This window comes from Cellvibrio fontiphilus, from assembly GCF_042646205.1.
In the GTDB taxonomy this organism is placed as follows: domain Bacteria; phylum Pseudomonadota; class Gammaproteobacteria; order Pseudomonadales; family Cellvibrionaceae; genus Cellvibrio; species Cellvibrio fontiphilus_A.
This window is the reverse complement of sequence record NZ_JBHRTF010000004.1, coordinates 740338-757465: the sequence shown is the minus strand read 5'-3', so window position 1 is coordinate 757465 and position 17128 is coordinate 740338. Positions and strand designations below refer to the sequence as shown.

Genomic DNA, 17128 nt, shown 5'->3' with positions numbered 1-17128 from the left:
TCAAAAAGGCTCGACCAGATCGCATAAACCGCGCATCAAAACTCATAAACCCATGATTAGGTTGAGCAAAGTGCTTATTTCAGTAATATAACCCCCCAAGTAACGCCGGTCGACGCAAGCAAATTGCGACACAAGGTAGAGTTCTTCGACTTATCGGCATCAACCAGTCTCATCTCACTAAAAATCCACTGTCGCACCCGAGTAAAAAACGGCATGACGCGCCGCGTATTTACCAAAACGCGCTATAGTCAATGGCAGACTGCACCGCGGGTTTGACAGAAAAATAGAACGGACATATGACTAGTAACGATACGATTCGACTGCTAATCCTGAACAACCAGCGCTCAGAGGCAGAGCGCCTGATCAGTATGCTGCACGCATCCGGCCACCCCTGCCGCGCCCAACATGTGGACAGCGAAGAAGCGCTGGTGAAATTACTCCAGGAACAAAGCTGGGATTTGCTGATAGGCAACATGAACAGTACCGCCCCTACCCCGGCGGTCGCTATCAAACAAATTCGCCGCCTCAACAAAGACGTACCCGTCATACTGCAATATGAAGCCGATGAAGATGAAAGCCCCTTTGCAGTAGTGGAAGGGCTGCGTTTGGGCGCTGTGGATGTGATCGACCTGGATGATGACCAACACCTGCTGCTGGTGATTGATCGCGAATTACAAAACCGCGAGCAGCGCCAGGCGCGCCGCAATACTGATCGCCGTTTCCGTGAAGCAGAGCGCCGCAGCCAGCAATTGCTGGACAGCTCGCGGGATGCCATCGCTTTTATTCAGGATGGACTTTATCTCTATGCCAATGATTCTTTTGCCGAGCTGTTTGGTTATGAGGATCGCGATGAAATTGAAGCCATGCCAATCATGGATATGGTGGCCGATGGCGATCAAAGCAGGCTCAAAAATTTCCTCAAAGATTTTATGTTTAAAGGCGACGACGCCGAGTCCAGCAGCGTTGCGTTTACCGGCTTAAAACATGACGGCAGTGAAACGCCAATCAACCTTGAAGTTTCACTGGTGACTTATGATGAAGAGCCCTGCATTCAGTTCCTCGCACGCGCCGCAACCACGACAGTGGTTCACTCCAATAACGAAGAGCTGGAAGCGCAACTCAAACAAATCAAATGGCAAGACGTGGTGACAGGTGTCTACAACCGACAATACCTGTTAAACCATCTGGATCAAACCATCGACAATGCCGATGAAAAACAACACTCTTGCCTGTTTTTTATCGAGCTGGATCAATTCAGTGAACGCGTAAAAAATACCTTTGGTGTTACCGGCGCTGACCTGGCATTAGCGGATATCGCCAGCTTGCTGCGCGGCAAAGCCAACACTAACGATACTATCGCCCGCTTGGGGGATTCCACCTTTGCAATGGTTGTGCACAACCTCAAAGCCGATGCGGCGGTAAACCGGGCGCAACAACTGTGCAAGGATGTGGAAGGCCACATTATCGACATAGACCATAAAACCCTGCAGATCACTTGCAGCATTGGTATTTCGCTGATTAATGAAACAACGACCAATACCAATACCGTGATTGAACAAGCGCGTCAGGCGATGGAAAAAGTGCGCAGCAATAACGGCAACGGTGCCATGCTGTTTGAACCCGATGCGCCCAAAGGTGATATCAAAATTGATATCAACGCCGTGTTGCAGCAGGCTTTGGCCAATGATCGTTTCCGCTTATTGTTCCAGCCGATTATCAGTTTGCGCGGATCTGACGAAGAATATTACGAAGTTTATTTGCGCATGATCGATGAACATGGTGCCGAGATTTCGCCCAACATTTTTTTCGAGGCGGCCTCCAATATCAGTGCCTGTACCAAGATTGATCGCTGGGTGATTTTGGAATCCATCAAGATGTTGTCGCAGCATCGCGCCAAGGGCAACAAAACCAAACTTATTGTCAACATCAGCCGCCAGTCGCTTTGTGATGAAACCTTGCTACCGTGGCTGGGCGTCGCCTTCAAAGCGGCCAAGCTAGCGCCCGATGCGATAGTGTTTCAGGCGCAGGAAATTGATGTGACCAATCACCTCAATGCCGCCAAACATTTTGCGGAAGGTATTAACAAATTAAATACCCAATTCTCCATCAGTAATTTTGGCTGCTCACTCAACCCGTTTAACACCCTGACCCATGTCCCGGCGCGCATGATTAAAGTCGATGGCTCCTTTACCAGCGATATTCAGAACAACAATGAAAGCCCGGAAACACTGATCCAGCTGATTGAAAAATTAAACGAGGAAAGCAAAATCACTTTGGTGCCTTTTGTGGAAAATGCGAGTGTGCTCTCCACCTTGTGGCAAGCGGGCGCACACTACATTCAAGGTCACTACTTACAGGAACCGAGTGCCGGTATGAATTACGATTTCAATATGGAATCTTGAAATAAAACTTCAACTCAATCGCCACAGGCTGAGCGCCCATAAAAAAACCGGAGTTGCCTCCGGTTTTTTTATGGGTGTTAACCTTGCATATCGCTAACAACTTCCGCCCTATTCACACCGTCAACTTAACGCACGCATTACAGCAATTTGTCGCGCTCGCGAAAACCGAGCAGATACAAAATCGCATCCAATCCCAAATTGGAAATATTGTGCTCGGCTGAGGCTTTCACCAGCGGTTTTGCGCGAAAGGCAACGCCCAAACCGGCAACGCTGAGCATGGGCAAATCGTTGGCGCCGTCACCCACGGCAATCACCTGCTCCAGGGCTATACCTTCTTGCTTGGCCAGCATCGCCAGTAATTCTGCTTTGCGCTGACCGTCTACCACTATGCCTTTTACTTCGCCGGTCACCTTGCCATCAACAATATCCAGCTCATTGGCGTAGACATAATCAATGCCTAATTTAGCTTGCAGGTAGCGACCAAAATAATTAAATCCGCCCGATAAAATTGCGGTTTTGTAGCCCAGTTTTTTAAGCGATGAAATTAATTTTTCTGCGCCTTCATTCAATTGCAATTGCGCAGCAATACCGGCGAGCACCGATTCATCCAAACCTTTGAGCAGCGCCATACGGCGAGCAAAACTTTGTTTGAAATCCAATTCGCCGCGCATGGCCGCTTCAGTGATCTCGGCCACCTGCTCGCCTACACCGGCCGCTTTGGCCAGCTCGTCGATCACCTCGGCATCAATCAAGGTGGAGTCCATATCAAAACACACCAGGCGGCGGTTGCGGCGATAAACCGTGTCGCGCTGGAACGCAACATCCACATTTAACTCGGCCGACAAATCCATAAAGTCGGCGCGCAACGCCGCCATATCAGCCGGTGTGCCGCGCACAGAAAACTCGACACAAGCGCTGCCCTGAGCCAGGTCATCGGCATTGAGTTCAGCCAGAGATACACGCCCGGAAAGCCGGCTGATCATGTCGATATTCAAACCGTGTTTGGAGGTAATCCCGGTCAAGCCGGCAATCATCCTGGCATCTATCTGGCGCGCCAGCAGGGTAACTATGTGACGGGTCTTGCCCTGCTGTTCCGCCCAGTGCTCATAGCGCTCCGGGGTGATGGTTTGGAAGCGCACCTGAATATCCAAAGCCGTGGCCGCCTGCTGGATAGCATTTAGCAATTCGGCACGCACCTCTGCAGAAAGGCGCAGCTCCACCAAAATGCCCAGTGCCAGGGTGTCGTGAATAACGGCTTGGCCAATATCCAATACACGGGCGCCCACCTGGGTTAGCGCATGGGTCAGTGCGTGAGTTACGCCGGGCTTGTCCTGACCCGATGCATTGATTAACAGAATTTCGTTCACAGTGCCTCACTAGAATAACGTCCAGACATTCATCTGGCTGGGCGGCGGGGTAAGATAAGCCGCGCATTCTAGCGGAATTACGCGCAGCGCTACAGTAGCCGCCGCAGCCGCTTCTGGCTGTATAGGCGGTTTCGCCAAGCAAGGCCAAGTTGCGCTAGAATGCAATTCTGCACGACAGAGTGGAATGCGACTTGCAACTAATACTGGTGCAACGACTCTCACTGATTGGCGCAATTCAGCGTGAAAGCGCTGCAACCCTGACTGGCTCTGGCAGGACCCGGAGTTAAACTTTGACCATACGGACTTAAGTACTCATGGCTTTACTAAATACCTATAAAACCTACCCTCAATTGACGCTCTGCAGCCTGCTTTTAATGGCCTTGGGCGTTTTTGGTGCCTGGGCTTATTACAGCAACAGCGAACAAAATCAACGCGATCACATCGGCCTTTATGGTCAGGTACTCGCCAACAGCGCGGCGCGCCAGGCAGTCAATGCAACCCTGCAACAGGATCTGGTGAGCCTGCAAGCCATACTGCTGGAGGTTGGCCAATATCCCAATGTGATTGGCGCCACCATCCATAACGTGGAAAACAAACTGCTCGTGCAGAGTGGTTTTAAACCCAATCACATCATCACCGGTCGCCGCTACGATTTCTCTGCACCTATCGCCTTGCATAACAATGTGGCCGGTTATTTGGAAGTCTCCCTGGACGTGCCACGCCACAGTGAACGCGACCATCGTTTTTATTTGCTCTGGATGGCCGGTGTGTGTTTTTCGCTGCTTGTGATTTGGTGGGCGATACAGCGCCAATGGTGGTCGCAGTTAACCGCCAAATTGCCTAGCACCAGTGAGATTGTCACGGCCGTTGTGGAAAAAATGCCCACCATCCAAGACATTCCTGAACCCGAACCGGAAGCCCCCAAACAGGTTTCCGTGCGTTTGAGTTTGGATATCACCAACATGAGTAAGCTATACCAGCAACTCAACAGCGAAAGTTTTGCCACGGTATTGCGCCGTTTTGAAAAGCAATTGCAAGGTGTACTGAATTTATATGACGGCCAACGCCAAATGTTATCCGGTGAAACACTGATTATTGATTTCACTGGCGAAGCCTTTTACGAGTGCAGCTTCCGCGCCGTTTGCGCCGCACAACTGCTTACCAACCTTGCCGCCAAGAACCCCAGCCCGCGTTTGCATTTGGCGGCCGCGGTTCATGAACTTTCGGCGCCGGTTAGCTCTAACAAATCGCTGCTAAAAGATTTTGTGGTGCAGCACAATAATTATTTGAAACCGGACAAGGGTGAAATTTTAATTAGCCAGCGCTTGATTGATGCCGATTTGCAAGAGCATCTGGACATCATCAGTGACAGCGGCAAACTGATTAGCCTTAAAGCGCCCTACGCCGCGCTGCTTGCCAAACAGGAAGAACAACTGAGCCTCAATAGCGGCAGCTAATTGCTGCACGGCGACTGTCACACTTCTGCCATCTTTTGTTCACATAACGGTCATCCATTAGTCATAGCCTTGCGGTAACACCCACCGCAAGGTCATGACTGCCATGCTCAATATCGAAGAATCCATCGTCAATAAATTCCCGGGGTTTAACCAACAATCTCCGCTGGTGCGCAATTCCACTCTCAGTATTTTGCGCAAACTCACCCATGAACGTGAAATAAATGCCTTCCTGCAAGAGCATCAGGGAAATCGCGGCATCGATTTTATAGATCGCATTTTTGAATATTTTAATTTCAGTTACAGCGTTTCACTGCGTGAGCGCAACCATATTCCAGCACAGGGGCGCTTGGTCATTATCGCCAACCACCCCATTGGCTCACTGGATGGCCTGGCACTGCTGCGCCTGGTGAGCGAAGTGCGCAAGGATGTAAAGATTATCGCCAACGACATGCTCATGGCGTTTGAGCCGCTGCAGGAATTATTGTTGCCGCTGGACAATATGACTCGCGCGGCCTACAAACAGAGCTACAAAAATATTGTGCAGGCGCTGAATGACGACCACGCCGTGATTGTCTTCCCTGCCGGTGAAGTGTCCCGCGCGAGCCCCAAGGGAATTCGCGATGGCAAATGGCAAGCAGGCTTTTTACATTTTGCGCGCAAAACCCAAGCGCCGATTCTGCCGATTTTTGTCTCCGCCAAAAATTCCCTGCTGTTTTACAGCGCCTCGATGATTTTCAAACCGCTGGCAACGGCGCTACTCGCGCACGAAATGTTTAACAAACAATCGGCGGAAATTAAATTTCGCATCGGCGAGGTGATTCCCTACAGCTCACTGGAAACTGACCAGCTGGCGGACAAAGCGCTCATCAAGCGCCTGAAAAAATACGTCTATAAAATTGGCAAAGGCAAAACCAGCAACAATAAAATTCCTACCTTTGTTACCGAAAAAACTATCGCTCACCCCGAGGATCGCGCGGCCCTCAAAAAAGAGTTGGACGCGGCACAGCTGATTGGCAACACCCGCGACAACCACAAAATTTTGCTCTGCGATTACAAGCAGCACCCGGTGGTATTACGTGAAATTGGCCGGCTGCGCGAGCAGACCTTTCGCTTGGTGGGAGAAGGCACCGGCAGCCGCCGCGATTTGGATAAATACGATCACTATTATCGCCACCTGGTATTGTGGGACGAAAACAAGCTCTGCATTGCCGGCGCCTACCGCTTGGGTGAAGCCCATAAATTAGTGCAGAAAAAAGGCGCCGCTGCGCTCTACACCAATGAGCTATTTCATTTTCACCCGGCACTCATGCCTTATTTGGAGCAGGGCTTGGAATTGGGCCGCAGTTTTGTGCACCCGGATTATTGGGGCAAAGCCAGCCTGGATTATTTGTGGCAAGGCCTGGGAGCCTATTTAAACCATACGCCGAATGTTCGCTATGTGTTTGGGCCGGTCAGTATGAGCGCACATTACCCCAAAGCACTGCGCGATTTACTGGTGTTTTTTTACGAGCGTTATTACCAAAAATATGCAGGTGAAAAAGGCGAAACCCTGGCCGATGGCAAACACCCGCACCTGATTGACGAAGACCAATTAATTGCGCTGCAACAGCGTTTTGCCAATTTAAATGCCGAACAAGGTTTTGCGATATTGCAGGATGAATTTAATAAAGCCAACTGCAAAATTCCCGTGTTATTTAAACAATATGCGGCACTCTATGACGAAGGCGGCTACCACCTTCTGGCATTCAGTGTGGACTCGGAATTTGGCAATTGCGTGGATGGCTTATTTATCGGCGACCTGAGTTTTATGAAAGCGGCAAAACGTGCACGTTATTTGGGCACCACTCACTCTGTCACCGCCGAGAAATCAGCCGGCTGAAACCAATAGCGCGCATTGGTATAGTCGGTGTCGCCCGGCATAAATGGGTTGGCGATATGAATGGTGCGACTGGGCAATGAATTTTTGTGCAGGGGGAATACATGGCTGGTGAGCGGATGGCTTTTGATAAAGGCCAGCAACTCACCGCTGTCGATCATATGTTCCAGCCCGCGCTCAATCCACTGTGCCAATTCTTCATTGTCCCGTCGCACAAAAAAATAAATAGCAAAGGGGTAATGCAATACCAGATGTTGATACTCCATTAACTCTGGATAAGCGACGCGGCGCTGGCTCAACTCTGGCACCGCTTCATAAAAGCCACGCGGAAAATAATCACAGCGTTTGGCAACTACTTGTTGATACAAACCTTCCAGCACCGCAACTTCAGTCACGCGCAGGGCTGACGCGCGCATAATATCCACATCCGGCCAATCCAACCCCTGGCAGCCGAGCAAACGTTTTAAATCTGCGCTGGTTGTAATGTTATTAAATTCAGCTTGGCGATCTGCGCGAATAATAAAACGGCGATAGCCAATTAAACCGCGATCCAGAGGTATACGAATAGCGCGCAACTGTTGCTCGCGCTCGGTATTGGTGCCCATCCAGTAAACATCAATAATGGCTCCTCGATTTAATTCATGGATGGCGCGCCCCTGCTCCATCACACTGGTTTCCATTAATTCCGGCACCGCTCGCCCTGTGGCACCTTTGATTAACGCCTGACGCAAAAGCTCGGTGTAATAATGCTGGGCGTCTTTGGAATCCGCCTGGGGTTTGGGAATTTTAATAACCGAAGGAACGGCAAATACCGGCACAGCAATAAACATCAACAACAATAAACCATAGCGATAAATTGGCATCTGTGGCTCCCTGTAATAAAACCTTAGCGCGTCGCCCTGTGAACACTGGCTTAGGGCTTTGTTAATCCAAAATCTGCCGGTTGGAACCAATAGCGCAGATTTTTTTCCTCGGCAAATTGTGGCCCATCTGGATTGGGTAAGGTTAATAAGCGTTTATTCGCATAATTGTTCAACGGAAATGCCAAACGCGTGTGCGGATGCGTTTTCATGTTCGCCAAAAACTCACCCGTGTCGATCATTTGCTCCAGGCCTTGCGTTAACCAATCGGCCAGTTCCCGATCCTCTTTGCGCACAAAAAAATACACCGCAAAGGGGTAATGCAAAAGTAAACGATCATAGACCATCAATTCCGGATACTCTGCCGCACGATTAGCCATTTCATTTTTTGCTTCATGCACTGCGCGCGGAAAATAATCGCAGCGGCCAGCAGCTAATTGTTTGAATAAATTTTCATGGCCAACACTGGTGACCAATGTTAAGCGTGCATTTTTTAATATCTCGGCATCCACCCATTGCGAGCCAACACAGGCTTTGAACCTGGCCAGATCCGCAATGCTATTCACTGAGTCAAAATCGGCCGCACGATCTTTACGCACAATAAATTGCCGGTAACCAATTAACCCACGTTCAAGCGGAATGGGTATAGCGAGTAAATCCATCGCCCGCTCACGGGTTCCACCCAGCCAAAAAATATCAATGGTTCGCCCCGATTTTAATTCGCGCACTATGCGTTGCTGCGCCATTTCCATCGTAGGCACCAACACGGGAACCGGGCGACCGCGCGCCGCCTTGTTCAGCGCTTTTAACATCAAGTCGGTAAAATAATCATGGGCGGAATCATGCACTTCACGCCCCTTGGGAATACGCAATTCCGATTTAACCTCTGCCAGCAATAGGCTCGGCCAGATGCACAACACCAACCACAGCAAACTCATCAACTTCATAAATAACACTCAAACCTCTGCATGCGCCCACGCATTCAATTAGGGAGTTTGCGAACCTGAAGATTCAGCCGCGGTAAAATCCGCCGCGTGAAACCAATAGCGGGGCAAATTAAAAGTGCCGGCATCAGGCAACTGATTATGGGGAAGTTCGATCAACCGACGCGGCGATTCCGCACTCAATGGAAAAGCTCTGCGGGTATGCTGATGTTGCTGCAAGTGCGCCAACAACTCCCCGTCATCAATCATTTTCTCCAGCCCCTGCTGCACCCAGTCAGCCAGCACTTGGTTGTCCTGTCGCACATAAAAATAAACCGCAAAAGGGTAATGCAAAATAAGCGGCTCATAGGCGACCAACTCGGGAAACTCATCAGCGCGCTTACTCATTTCAATACGAATTTCATGGAAGCCGCGCGGAAAATAATCGCAGCGACCAGCGGCAACTTGTTTAAATAAATTTTCATAACCAGTACTGGTTTTTACCGTCAAGCGCGCCGCGCGCAAAATATCGGTGTCCGGCCAGTGTGTGCCCTGGCAGGCTGAAAATTTTTGCAAATCCGCCAAACTCTGCACCCGATCAAATTCAGCAACACGCTGGCGATGCACAATAAATTGGCGATAGCCCATTAAACCGCGCTCCAACGGAATAGGAATAACCCGCAGCGCCCTGTTGCGATTTTGATCAGCCCCCATCCAAAAAATATCAATCGTGCGCCCGCGCACCAATTCCTGAACAGCGCGATCCTGTTCCATTTGCATAGTTGGCAAGAGTGTAGGAATCGGCCGACCATTGGCGGCTTTGGCAAGCGCCTTGCGCAGCAAATCCGTGTAGTAATTGTGTGCAGTGTCCAATTCGGAACGCGGTTTGGGTATGCGCAATTCCACCGGGTCGGCCGCAGTGTTAAGGGCTACCAGCCATATCCAGCTGGCGATTAATAGCGAACTGCCAAATTTCACTTTCTTATTATCACTCTTGGATGAATACCAAAGCTCGCCCGGCGGCCAGAGGGAGAGTTGCAATCATGGGAAAAGTATAGGTTAATCCCCACTAATATCTTGCCTTTTAGCCAACATTAACGAGTTTGTTATGCATATTCATATTCTTGGTATTTGCGGTACTTTTATGGGCAGCCTGGCCCAACTAGCCAAAGCACTTGGCCACCGCGTTACCGGCAGCGATGCCAACGTCTACCCACCTATGAGCACACAACTGGAACAAGCCGGCATCGAATTAATACAAGGTTTTGACCCGGCCCAGTTGCAACCACCACACATGCCAACAGCGCCAGACCTGGTGATCATTGGCAACGCCATGAGCCGCGGCAACCCCAGTGTGGAATATGTACTGGATAAAGGTATTCCCTACACATCCGGCCCCCAGTGGCTGCACGATCATGTGCTGCAAGGCAAATGGGTAATGGCCGTTGCCGCCACCCACGGTAAAACTACCACCTCCTCCATGCTCGCCTGGATTCTTGAATATGCCGGCATGGCGCCCGGCTATTTAATTGGCGGAGTGACTAAAAACTTCCCCAGCTCCGCACGCTTGGGCGATACACCTTTTTTTGTGGTGGAGGCAGACGAATACGACAGCGCTTTTTTTGATAAACGCTCCAAGTTTGTTCACTACAACCCGCGCACCGTGATTTTAAATAACCTGGAATTTGACCACGCCGATATCTTTCCCGATCTCGCGGCCATCCAAAAACAATTCCATCATCTGGTACGCACAGTACCAGCGAGCGGATTAATTATTTCCCCCGCCAATGACCAGGCACTGGCCGCCGTCATCCAGCAAGGCTGCTGGACACCACAACAACAATTTGCAGTTCGCGGTTACGATCAACAAACCGCCGGCGACACAACCGCTGAATGGCAAGCCGTATTATTAGCCGCCGATGGCTCAGCCTTTAGCGTACTGCACAAGGGCGAAGCCGTAGCGCAAGTCCACTGGGCACAAACCGGCCTGCACAACGTCAACAACGGCTTGGCGGCACTTATCGCCGCGCGCCATGTAGGCGTAACCCCCGAACACGCCGCCAAAGCGCTGGAACAATTTGCCGGTGTAAAACGCCGTATGGAATGTTTGGCCGATGTGCACAGCATTAAAGTCTACGACGACTTTGCCCACCACCCCACCGCCATTAAAACCACCCTCGCCGGTTTGCGCGCAAAAGTGGGCGATGAAAAAATTATCGCCATCATCGAACCCCGCTCCAACACCATGCGCATGGGCGTCCACAAAAACGCCCTCAACCAAAGCGTGACCGATGCTGACGATGTTCTGTGGTATCAACCTGCCAACGTAGACTGGGCAATGGACGAAATCGTCAACAAAAGCCCCGTGCCCGCAAAACTCTTGCGCGATTTGGATGAATTAATTCACAGCGCCATTTCCATCAGCGAACCCAATACACATATTGTGATTATGAGTAATGGCGGGTTTGGTGGAGTGCATCAGAAGTTGATTGACCACCTAACCAAGCATGCGCTGTGATTAGATAAAACCGTAGGGTGGGTGGAGCGCAAGCGATACCCACCGCAACCAAAGGAATAAAAATGACAGAATCGAAGCAAGAATCTTGTATTACAAAAACAGAAAAGAACTGGAAAGAAATTTATAGCTCACCATGCTTTTGGCTAAAACTTCTAACAGCAACAATCATTCTAGGACTAGCAATATTTGGTTTATTCACCATAGTAACTTCCGCACTTTACTACTTTGGTGAACCACTATCTTATTTTGATCCTGAAAGACTTGGCCAGCTGGGTGATTTTTTAGGTGGAACGCTAAATCCTATTTTTGGATTTGCGACTGTATGCTTGCTTTTGTGGTCTGTTTTCATACAAAGAAAAGAGTTATCACTCACTAGAGACGAGCTAAAAAAATCTGCAATCGCATTAAATATGCAAGTTGAATTAGCGACAGATGAATACAATAGAAAACAGCTTGTTGAATTATTAATAACCCTAAAGGAAAAATATAAAACTCTTGAGGTACAGAAAATTTCATCGTTCACGATCCATTATGTACACGAGAGCGGAACGCCCAGTCAAAAAAATCCCGGCAATTTGGTCGATTTAATCAGAAATCAAAAGAAACATAAGTCACCTGAACTTATTGAACAAATAAAAAACACAATGAAAGAAGATCAAACCACAAATGAGAATCATAAAATTTTTAGGAATCTAATAGACCTAACGTATGAAATTACGGATGCATTTGTAGAAACATTGAAGCTAACTAGATCCAATTCAATACGAACACATCTTCACAAACAAGCTATCAAATATCTAGAGAACATACATATATTGCAATTACTAAATGATGAAGAAATAGACCTAATGAAAAGCCAACTTGGCGATACTGAAATAGCTAAAAAATGAAAACGTCATCAACAGAAACTTCAGTATTTATGGGCTTAGCCATCGTAGCAACACTAACCCTAGCCTGCCTCCAAATGGCCTTCATCCTCCCCGAAGGCCTACTCGGTGCGGGTAATTCAATTGCTGAGCGCAATGAATTTATCCAAAACAATCTTGGGTTGTGGCAGTTGGGTTGGTTTAACTGGATGCTCGCTGCACTCGGGTTACTGACTTTTTGCATCATGCTGCTGCCGTTTATTCCGAAATCTGAATGGCGTGTTTTGGGGATATTACTGGTGGGGCTTGGCATAGTGCCGGATATTGGGGCGGAAGTTATTTTTGCGTTTGTGATTCCCTATACCCACACAATTGACCCAACGCTCGCAACAATGCAAACGCTGGAATTAATTGCGGTACAACTCACCGGTACATTGGGTAATGGCCTCTATAACATGGGCGGATTGTTACTAAATGTTTTACTGCTAACCAACCAGCGCCTACCGCGAAAACTAATTTTAATTGGTATTCCTGGTTGGTTTTTTGGTTTTGGTTTGAGTATCGCCTGCGCTATGCATGCATTCGATGCAGCTAAATTTTTCACCGCCGCAGGTATGGTGTGGAGTACCGCATGGATGTTTGGATTAACGATAAAAGTATTTCCACGTACAAATGAATTAAAAGCTGATTATTAATATGAGCATCGCAGATACTTTTATTGCACTAAAAATTCTGCATATTGGCTCTCTGATTTTTTGGCTTGGGCCAAGCCTGGGCGCATGGTTTATTTTGATGGCAATGCGCAAACAAATTGGCGAAATCACTCCTGCAACGCATTTGGCATACCGGGTTTTTATAAGAATGCTCATTCTTGAGCATGTCGCATTCGTTACGTTAATTGCCAGCGGTATTGCTATGGCGACCTTGGTTTTCGGATTCAACCAACCTTGGCTGCAATGGAAACTGCTAATTATTCTGCTATTAATTATCCCGCTGGAAATATTGGATATTTGGTACGGCAATATCAAGTTGCCGCAGATTTTTTCACACCTGAATGAAGCGGGCTACGATACAAAACAAACCCGCACGCTCCGCATTTATCACACCTATGTAACGCGCATTGCCATCGCGATTATTCCGGTGAGTGTATTGGGAATTATGTGGCTGGTGATTGCAAAACCAACTTTAGCTAACCTCTGGTGAATATTGCGGGAATCGCCACACACCACATAGATCCATGAAACCCGAGAAAAAAGTCACCTTCCCTTCAATTACCCCCCTTCCCCCTATATCATTACCACTTCTGCAAACTCTCGGTCATTACCAAAAAACAGTGCCAAAGAGCCTGTCATAACCTTGTATCCACTTTTGAGAGAGCTTTTTAGATGAAAATTGCATTAATGAACGAATTTAGTCAGGCCGCGAAAAATGCGATTGTGTTGCAGCAGTTGCAAGATGTTGCCGCTGTGCAGGGGCATAGTGTGTTTAACGTGGGGATGGATGGCGATAACGATCATTACCTGACTTACATTCACCTGGGCATCATGGCGAGCCTGCTGCTGAATTCCAAGGCGGTGGATTTTGTGGTGAGCGGTTGCGGTACTGGTCAGGGCGCGATGATGTCGCTGAATGCGCACCCCGGTGTTTTTTGTGGTTACTGCATTGAGCCAACTGATGCCTATTTGTTTGCGCAAGTGAATAACGGCAATGCGCTGGCACTGCCGTTTGCCAAGGGTTTTGGTTGGGGTGCTGAGCTGAACATTCGCACTATTTTTGAAAAAGCCTTTACCGGTGTGCGCGGCCAAGGCTATCCGGCGGAGCGCCGCGAATCGCAAGTACGCAATGCGGGTATTTTAACCAGCGTAAAAGTGGCAACCGCAAAAAATTATCTGGATGGTTTGCGCGCAATCGACCCGGAGCTGGTAAAAACTGCCGTCACTGGCGAGCGCTTCCAGGCCTGCTTCTTTGAAAATTGTCAGGACGATGAGATCCGCGCGTTTGTCAAAACAGTATTAGGGCAATAACTATTACCGCGTTATAAATTAGCCTCAGCGCCTCACGGCCCTGCCCCTGCTACAGGAGCGGGGCCAAAGTGAGGCAGCGTCTAACACCACAAGGACACCTGTCATGACCCAACTGCCTATACCTCGCACCATCACCCTCGCCATTACCGGCGCCTCGGGCGCGCAGTACGGTTTGCGTTTATTACAGTGTTTATTGGCTGCTGACTGCAAAGTGTATTTAATGATTTCCAGCGCGGCGGAGGTGGTGATCCGCACCGAAACCGACATCGACTTACCGCGTGAGTTTGATGAGCAGCAAGCAATGCTCTGCGCACTCTTTGGCGCCGATGAAGACCAGCTGCAGCTACTCGCCAAAGACGACTGGTTTGCCGCTGTAGCCTCTGGCTCCAGCTCGCCCAGTTCGATGGTGATATGCCCCGCCAGTGGCGGCACCCTGTCTGCTATCGCCCATGGCGCCAGCAATAATTTGATTGAACGTGCCGCCGACGTTGCCCTGAAGGAGCGCCGCAAGCTGATTGTGGTTCCGCGCGAGACGCCCTACTCCGAAATCCACCTGGAAAATATGCTCAAACTCACCCAAATGGGCGTGATTGTGCTGCCCGCCAGCCCCGGCTTTTACATGCAGCCACAATCGGTAGAGGAATTGGTGGACTTTATTGTGGCGCGCATTCTGGACCAATTGGGCGTACCGCAAAATCTGATGCCGCGCTGGGGAGAGGACTAACCGCTTCCCGCAGTGGCATCCCCCCTGATTTCACCTAGAATTAAGCCATCACTCGCCAACGTCGAGCTTAATGATGCCTTTTGCAGAGTCGCTGCCATGCATATTGTTTACCTTTTCTGCCGAGGACAGCGGCAAGTGCACTATCTGTTTTTGCAACAATAACCTGGCAGATATTTTTGGCATTACAACTGAATCCCTGATTGCAGATAGCCCCTTCCCGTTTGATCAAGTAGACCTTCAGCACCGCCCATCTATTTACACCCAGCTCAATCAATTAATGTATGGCGAACGCACTTTTGTCGACCTGAGTTTCACTATTAGCCGGGGCGAAAAAATCCACTGGTTTTTACTGCAGGCCTCGGCACAAAAAGGTTCTGCCAACACCACTTACGAAGGCCGCATTTTTGAAATTACCGAGCAGTATGCACAACAGCAACAGGTGTTAACCTCTGCTAATTATTTTATGCATTTGCTCGACCAACTACCCGACCGTTTTTATTACAAGGATGCACAATCGCGCTATTTGGGTGGCAACAAAGCCTGGCGCGAGCAGCACCATATAAACAACATGGAAGACTGGGTTGGCAAAAGTGATTTGGACTCCCCGCGCTTTACCCCGGAACAAGCGGAACGATTATTTCGCGAAGAGCAGGCAATGCTGAAAAGTGGCATTGCCTTGCGCACCCGCGAACGCGTTGAAAATATCGATGGCCGCATACAATACGCGGATTCCATCAAAACCCCGGTGTACGACAATCACAATCAATTGGTTGGTTTGGTGGGGCTAACCCGCGACATCACCCAATTGGTGGAAACCGAACAAGCTCTCGCCCGCGCCAAAGAACAAGCCGAAGAAGCAGCAAAAGCCAAGAGCGCATTTTTAGCGGTAATGAGCCACGAAATCCGCACGCCCATGAATGGCGTTATTGGTTGCGCCTCATTATTGGCAGACACCAACCTCACTGAAGAACAGCGCCAATTGGTGCGCACTATTCAATCCTGCGGCGAAGGCTTGCTGGTTATCATCAACGATATTCTTGACTACTCCAAAATAGAAGCAGGCCAAATCCAACTGGAATCCCACAGGTTTAATTTGCAAACGCTGCTGGAAGAAACCCTGGAGCTTTTCAAAAAAGCAGCACAAAACAAAAACCTGAGCATCGTTCTATCCCTGGATCAGCAGATACCTACTAACCTGATCAGCGATTCCACACGCATTCGCCAAGTGCTTATTAACTTGATTGGCAATGCAATAAAATTTACCGAAGCCGGTTCAATTACGGTCAGTGTGCAACTGCAAACAAATCAACAGCTCAGCTATCGCCGCGGCAAAAAAATGTGCCCACTGGTATTTACCGTAAAAGATACAGGCATTGGCATTCCCACTGAATTGCAGGGAAATTTATTTCAGGTATTTACCCAAGCCGACAACTCCATCACCCGCAAATACGGCGGCACAGGTTTGGGGCTGGCCATTTCCAAAAAAATTATCGAACAAATGGGCGGTAAAATATGGCTGGAAAGCACCGTAGGTAAAGGTACCGGATTTTTCTTTAATCTGGATATTGCATGCGATACGCCGGCATTGGAAACAAGCACAGCCAGCGAGCACAACGCAACTTTATCTGCAGCAACACTCGCCGCAAGCGATGAGGACACACGGCTTAACCCTATGCCCCGCACTACTCGCATACTGGTAGTGGAAGACAACAGTGTGAATAAGATGGTTGTTATCAAAATGCTATCCAAACTGGGGTACAGCAACATCACCGCCGTAACCGATGGTGCTGAAGCGGTTGAAATTTGCCGTGAGCTAGCCATTGATATTATTTTGATGGATATACAGATGCGCGTCATGGATGGCTACACGGCTACACAACAGATAAGGGCACAAGAAAATGTGGCGGGCCAACCCTGGATTATTGCGCTCACCGCTGGAGTACAGCCTACAGATGCAGAGCGCGCCTTTGCCTCAGGCATGAATGCGTTTGCCACCAAACCAATTCAACTGGATGAATTAAATAAAGCACTCAACGATGCCGAAAACGCACGTCGAAATGCAATGAATTGAGCCAATAGTCCTTTGGTGCAAGCATTAATCCGCATCTGCT

General features: G+C 49.1%; 14 protein-coding genes. 10 read left to right on the top strand and 4 right to left on the bottom strand.

Annotated elements, in window-relative coordinates:
* Window positions 1-296 precede the first annotated feature (296 nt).
* Window positions 297-2402 (top strand): EAL domain-containing response regulator, encoded by a 2106-nt coding sequence (locus tag ACFODX_RS11835; protein ID WP_378119330.1) that lies wholly within the window; start codon window positions 297-299, stop codon window positions 2400-2402.
* 137 nt (window positions 2403-2539) lie between these two features.
* Here the strand turns inward: ACFODX_RS11835 and serB are convergent, their stop codons facing one another.
* Window positions 2540-3769 carry a phosphoserine phosphatase SerB gene (serB, locus tag ACFODX_RS11830; protein ID WP_378119328.1) on the bottom strand — a complete coding sequence of 410 codons (1230 nt, stop codon included), beginning with the start codon at window positions 3767-3769 and terminating at the stop codon, window positions 2540-2542.
* A gap of 314 nt (window positions 3770-4083) precedes the next feature.
* Here serB and ACFODX_RS11825 point away from each other — a divergent pair, with 314 nt between their 5' ends.
* The gene (locus tag ACFODX_RS11825) at window positions 4084-5226 is read left to right on the top strand and encodes a hypothetical protein (RefSeq protein ID WP_378119326.1); all 1143 of its coding nucleotides are present in this window, start codon (window positions 4084-4086) and stop codon (window positions 5224-5226) included.
* Between the two features lie 103 nt (window positions 5227-5329).
* The gene (locus tag ACFODX_RS11820; RefSeq protein ID WP_378120095.1) at window positions 5330-7105 is read left to right on the top strand and encodes a GNAT family N-acyltransferase; all 1776 of its coding nucleotides are present in this window, start codon (window positions 5330-5332) and stop codon (window positions 7103-7105) included.
* Here the strand turns inward: ACFODX_RS11820 and ACFODX_RS11815 are convergent.
* Genes ACFODX_RS11815 through ACFODX_RS11805 form a run of 3 tightly spaced genes read right to left on the bottom strand, consistent with a single transcriptional unit; the run spans window position 7072 to window position 9863 of the window.
* Window positions 7072-7965 (bottom strand): hypothetical protein, encoded by an 894-nt coding sequence (locus ACFODX_RS11815; RefSeq protein ID WP_378119324.1) that lies wholly within the window; start codon window positions 7963-7965, stop codon window positions 7072-7074. The two genes, ACFODX_RS11820 and ACFODX_RS11815, sit on opposite strands and share 34 nt — an antisense overlap.
* 50 nt (window positions 7966-8015) lie before the next feature.
* Window positions 8016-8909, bottom strand: a complete 894-nt coding sequence (locus tag ACFODX_RS11810) for a substrate-binding periplasmic protein (protein WP_378119322.1) — start codon at window positions 8907-8909, stop codon at window positions 8016-8018.
* A gap of 39 nt (window positions 8910-8948) precedes the next feature.
* The gene (locus ACFODX_RS11805; protein WP_378119320.1) at window positions 8949-9863 is read right to left on the bottom strand and encodes a substrate-binding periplasmic protein; all 915 of its coding nucleotides are present in this window, start codon (window positions 9861-9863) and stop codon (window positions 8949-8951) included.
* Window positions 9864-9993: 130 nt separating this feature from the next.
* On the opposite strand from ACFODX_RS11805, the gene mpl reads away from it, so the two are divergent.
* The 7 genes from mpl to ACFODX_RS11770 all read left to right on the top strand — a co-directional run bounded on the left by mpl (window position 9994) and on the right by ACFODX_RS11770 (window position 17088).
* On the top strand, window positions 9994-11403 hold the full coding sequence (gene mpl, locus ACFODX_RS11800) for a UDP-N-acetylmuramate:L-alanyl-gamma-D-glutamyl-meso-diaminopimelate ligase (RefSeq protein ID WP_378119318.1): 1410 nt from the start codon (window positions 9994-9996) through the stop codon (window positions 11401-11403).
* 62 nt (window positions 11404-11465) lie between these two features.
* Window positions 11466-12293 carry a hypothetical protein gene (locus ACFODX_RS11795; RefSeq protein ID WP_378119316.1) on the top strand — a complete coding sequence of 276 codons (828 nt, stop codon included), beginning with the start codon at window positions 11466-11468 and terminating at the stop codon, window positions 12291-12293.
* 74 nt (window positions 12294-12367) lie between these two features.
* Window positions 12368-12964, top strand: coding sequence for a hypothetical protein (locus ACFODX_RS11790; protein ID WP_378119314.1), 597 nt, complete (start codon window positions 12368-12370; stop codon window positions 12962-12964).
* A 1-nt stretch (window position 12965) separates the two neighbouring features.
* Complete coding sequence (locus ACFODX_RS11785) at window positions 12966-13472, top strand: DUF2269 family protein (RefSeq protein ID WP_378119312.1); 507 nt, start codon at window positions 12966-12968, stop codon at window positions 13470-13472.
* A 182-nt stretch (window positions 13473-13654) separates the two neighbouring features.
* On the top strand, window positions 13655-14293 hold the full coding sequence (locus tag ACFODX_RS11780) for an RpiB/LacA/LacB family sugar-phosphate isomerase (RefSeq protein WP_378119310.1): 639 nt from the start codon (window positions 13655-13657) through the stop codon (window positions 14291-14293).
* A 103-nt stretch (window positions 14294-14396) separates the two neighbouring features.
* The gene (locus tag ACFODX_RS11775; protein ID WP_378119308.1) at window positions 14397-15017 is read left to right on the top strand and encodes a flavin prenyltransferase UbiX; all 621 of its coding nucleotides are present in this window, start codon (window positions 14397-14399) and stop codon (window positions 15015-15017) included.
* A 70-nt stretch (window positions 15018-15087) separates the two neighbouring features.
* On the top strand, window positions 15088-17088 hold the full coding sequence (locus ACFODX_RS11770) for a PAS domain-containing hybrid sensor histidine kinase/response regulator (RefSeq protein WP_378119306.1): 2001 nt from the start codon (window positions 15088-15090) through the stop codon (window positions 17086-17088).
* Window positions 17089-17128 lie beyond the last annotated feature (40 nt).